The sequence below is a fragment of the Ruegeria sp. genome (genome assembly GCF_028066395.1).
In the GTDB taxonomy this organism is placed as follows: domain Bacteria; phylum Pseudomonadota; class Alphaproteobacteria; order Rhodobacterales; family Rhodobacteraceae; genus Ruegeria.
Genome location: NZ_JALCBM010000027.1, coordinates 45,971 through 50,272, shown reverse-complemented (window position 1 = coordinate 50,272; position 4,302 = coordinate 45,971). Strand labels below are relative to the sequence as shown.

Genomic DNA, 4,302 nt, shown 5'->3' with positions numbered 1-4,302 from the left:
AGCGCGTTGTAGCCGTGATAGCCGCCGCCGCCGAAGCCTGCGACCTCTCCGGCGGCGAACAGGCCGGGCACGACCTGCCCATCGGCACCGATCATCTGGCTGTCCAGATTGGTCTGCAATCCGCCCAGCGTTTTGCGGGTCAGAATGTGCAGCTTGACCGCGATCAGTGGCCCGTTGGCGGGGTCGAGGAATTTATGCGGTTTGGCGGTGCGGATCAGCCTGTCGCCGCGATAGTTCCGCGCCGCCAGAATCGCCATCATCTGCGCGTCTTTCGAGAACGGGTTGTCGACCTGACTGTCCCGCGCCTCGATCTGGGCGCGCAGATGCGCCTCGTCAATCAGCCCGCCGCCCAGTTGGTTCATGCCGCTGACCAGCTCGGTCAGAGTATTGGCGACCACGAAATCCTCGCCCTTTTCCTTGAACGCCTCGACCGGGCCGGTGGCTTTTGAGCCTGACAGGATGCGCTGGCGGATCACCTCTTTCCAACTGGCCGAGGTGAAATCGGGGTTCTGTTCTGACCCCGACAGGGCGAATTCCTTCTTGATCACCTTCTGGGTCAGCACGAACCAACTGTATTCATACCCGGTTTTCAGGATTTCCTTCAGTGTCCCAAGCGTGTCGAAGCCCGGCAGGCAGGGCGGGGCCAGTCGGTTGCCTTCGGCATCAAACCACATCGAGCTTGGGCCGGGCAGGATGCGGATACCATGGGCGGGCCAGATCGGGTCCCAGTTGCGCACGCCTTCGGTGTAATGCCACATGCGGTCGCCATTGATCACATGCCCGCCCGCCTTTTCGCTGATCGGGATCATCCGGCCATCGACGTGGAAGGGCACACCGGCGACCATGTCCTGCGGCGGCTCGCCCAGCCGGTCACGCGGCCAGTTCTGGCGCACCATCTCGAAATTGCCGCCAATGCCGCCCGAAGTGACGATGACCGAGGGCGCATAGACCTCGAACTCACCCACCTCATCACGGTTGGTCTTGCCCCCGCGCGGGGCTGCGTCATCGGCCAAAACCTCGCCCGAGACGCCCTTGGCACCGCCGTTCTGCATGATGATATGGCTGACCTGATGGCGGTACTTCAGCTGGATCAGCCCGGCGCTGACATGGTCCTGCACGCGGCGGATGAAATGTTCCAGCACGCCCGGCCCGGTGCCCCATGTGATGTGAAAGCGCGGGACCGAGTTGCCGTGCCCATCCGCATATGACCCGCCCCGTTCGGCCCAACCGACAACGGGGAACCAGCGCAGGCCCATCTGATGCAGCCAGGGGCGCATTTCCCCGGCGGCAAATTCCACATAGGCCTCGGCCCATTTGCGCGGCCATGCATCTTCGTCCCGGTCGAACTGGGCGCTGCCCATCCAGTCGCGCAAGGCCAGATCATGGCTGTCGCGGATACCCATGCGGCGCTGTTCGGGCGTGTCGACCATGAACAGCCCGCCGAGGCTCCAGAACGCTTGTCCGCCCAGAAAATGCGCGGGTTCCTGATCCAGCACGATCACCGTCTTGCCGCGATCCCCCAACTCGGCCGCAGCGGCCAGACCGGCCAGCCCGCCACCGATGACGATTGCGTCTGCAGTATTGTCGGCCATGGCGCGTCCTTTCAGCGGTTGCGGAACCAGATGAGGAAGGGCAGCACCACCGCGTACATGGTGATGCCATAGACCGCGGCGGGCAGGGCCAGCGGACTGAACCCTGTCTCTGTGCCGGTGATCAGCGCCGCCAGCGTGATCCCAAGGGTCGAGTTCTGGATGCCGGTCTCGATGGAGATGGTCTTGCTCTCGTCCCAGGACAGGTTCGCGACACGGGCCAGACCCAGCCCGATCAGCAACAGGGCGATGTTCAGGGTGATCAGCCCGGCGCCCATCTCACCCAGATTGTCGATGAAGAACTGCCAGTTTCCGGCCAGCGCGGCCAGAACGATCAGGACGAACAGAATGGCTGCGGCCTTGGACAGCGGCCCCTCGACCCGGTCGGCAAAGCCGCGTGCGAAATGGCGCAGGCTGACGCCGATCGCCACGGGCAGCGTGGTGATCAGGAACAGGGCAATCGCCAGTCCGGTGATCGAGACCTTGGGCGCGGCTTCGCCCATGAAATGGCCAATCGACCAGACCGCAAGGATCGGTACGGTGACGATGGACAGCAGGCTGATCACGGCGGTCAGGCTGACCGACAGGGCCACATCGGCCTTGGCCAGTTTCGACAGGATATTGCTGGTCACACCGCCCGGACAAAAGCTGAGCAGCATGAAGCCCACCGCGATCTGCGGCGGCAGGGCAAAAAGTGTAACCGTGATGAACGCCGCCACCGGCAGCAACAGCACCTGAGACAGCGCCCCGATGGCAAAGGCGCGGCGGCGGGTCAGGACGCGGCGGAAGTCGGCGACCTCCAGCCCGATGCCCAGTGACAACATGATGATCGCCAGCGACAGCGGTAGGCCGACATTGATAAGCAGATCCAAGAACGACTCCTCCCAAAACCGTTTCGGATCAGCCTATTCGAGCGGGAAACCAACAGGCAACCGCGCCGTTGGGTCATTTATAACGGTCGGCGAAACGGCGCAGGATTTCGCCGGGCTGGGTGACGGTGGCTGAATGGCAGGCATCGATCAGCCGCTGGGCGTCCTCAGGCGGGAAATAGCCGTGATCCTTGTAGATATTGATGCGCTGTTCGAAGTCCCGCGCATCCGCCTCGGGATGGAACTGCGTGGCATAGACATTCTGCCCCCAGCGGATCATCTGAAACGGGCAGGGGGCCGAGGCCACCAGATGCACGCAGCCCTCGGGCAGGGTCTGCACCGCCTCTTTATGGCCGACAAAGGCGTCGAATGTCGGCTCAAGCCCGGCGGTCAGCGGGTCCTGCGCGCCGTCATCGGTCAGGTGGCAGGTCGAGGGGCCAACGGGCTCGCCATATTGCGCCTTGCTGACATCGCCGCCCAGATGCGCGGCGAGAATGCCAAGGCCATAGCAGCAGCCCATGAACGGGTGATCCTGCGCGGTGATCTGCGGCATCAGCCCCATGATCGCGTCCTCAATCCGTGCATCCAACGGGGATTTCTGAGCCGGATCGTCGCTGACACAGCCCGGCCCGCCGCCAACGATGACCCCGGCATAGTCGGTTACGTCCAGCCCCTGGGGCAGGTCCTCGCAATCCAGACGGATACGGTGGGTCTGCGCGGGCGACAACCCGCTGCGGTTCAGGATCGAGGCGTATTCGGCATCCGACGCATCCGTTTCCGGGCGCAGTTGCAGGATCAAAAAGCGTTTCATGCGCTGCCCTTACCCGTCAAAGCGGCCAGAAGACAAGGATCGAGGGGACGGAGACGGCGATGATCAGCGCCTCCAGCGGCAGGCCCATGCGCCAGTAATCCCCGAACCGATAGCCCCCGGGGCCCAGCACCAGGGTGTTGTTCTTGTGCCCGATGGGTGTCAGGAACGCCGCCGAGGCTGCAACGGCCACGGTCATCAGGAACGGATCGGGCGAGACCTCAAGCGTGCGGGCCATCTGGATGCCGACCGGGGCGGCGACAATGGCGGTGGCGGTGTTGTTCAACACATCCGACAGGGTCATGGTGACCACCATCAGTACGGTCAGAATGGCCCAGGCGGGCAGGCCATCCGTCAGTTGGATCAGCGCATTGGCGATCAACTCGGTCCCGCCCGAGGTTTCAAGCGCGCTGCCCAGCGGGATCATCGACCCCAACAGCACCACCACGGGCCATTCGATATGGTTGTAGATATCGGCAATCGGCAGGATCTTGGTCAGCACATAAGCGACCACCACCAGCCCCAGCGCAATCGGCAGGTCGACCAGCCCAATACTGGCCGCCAGCACCGCAGCGGCAAACAGACCAATGGCCAGCCATGCCTTTTCATTGGCGGTCACGTTCAGGCCACGCTCGGCCAGTGGCAGGCAGCCCAGCCATTCGGTCACATCCGGGCCACGGTCACGGGGGCAAAGCAGCAGCAGAATATCGCCCGCCTCGACCTCGGTCTTGCGGACCTGTTCGGTGATCCTGCGACCCTGACGCGAGATGCCCATCAGAACCGTGCTCTGCCGCCAGGCCAGACCCAAACCTTGCGCCGTACGTCCGGTGATGCGGGCGCTTTCGGTCGCGACAACCTCGATCACCTCAAGCCCGTCCCCGGCGGCTGTCAGCAATTCCTGCCGCCGCGTATCGGAAAACGCCAGATTGAGCGCGGCGCGGAACTCATCCAGCGCCTCGGGCCGGGCTTCCAGCACCAGCGCGTCGCCTTCATGCAGGGTGGCATGGGCGGACCGGCCATAGCGCCGCTTGCCGTC

Annotated in this window: 4 protein-coding genes; all 4 read right to left on the bottom strand. The window is 64.0% G+C overall.

Annotated elements, in window-relative coordinates:
• Window positions 1–1,592: FAD-binding dehydrogenase (locus MPJ51_RS10685; RefSeq protein ID WP_298385952.1), on the bottom strand; the 1,592-nt coding region annotated here is incomplete at its 3' end.
• A gap of 11 nt (window positions 1,593–1,603) precedes the next feature.
• Window positions 1,604–2,461, bottom strand: coding sequence for a bile acid:sodium symporter family protein (locus MPJ51_RS10680; protein WP_298385950.1), 858 nt, complete (start codon window positions 2,459–2,461; stop codon window positions 1,604–1,606).
• A 73-nt stretch (window positions 2,462–2,534) separates the two neighbouring features.
• The gene (locus MPJ51_RS10675) at window positions 2,535–3,269 is read right to left on the bottom strand and encodes a glutamine amidotransferase (RefSeq protein ID WP_298385947.1); all 735 of its coding nucleotides are present in this window, start codon (window positions 3,267–3,269) and stop codon (window positions 2,535–2,537) included.
• A gap of 16 nt (window positions 3,270–3,285) precedes the next feature.
• On the bottom strand, window positions 3,286–4,302 hold a 1,017-nt coding region (locus tag MPJ51_RS10670), incomplete at its 5' end, for an SLC13 family permease (protein ID WP_298385944.1).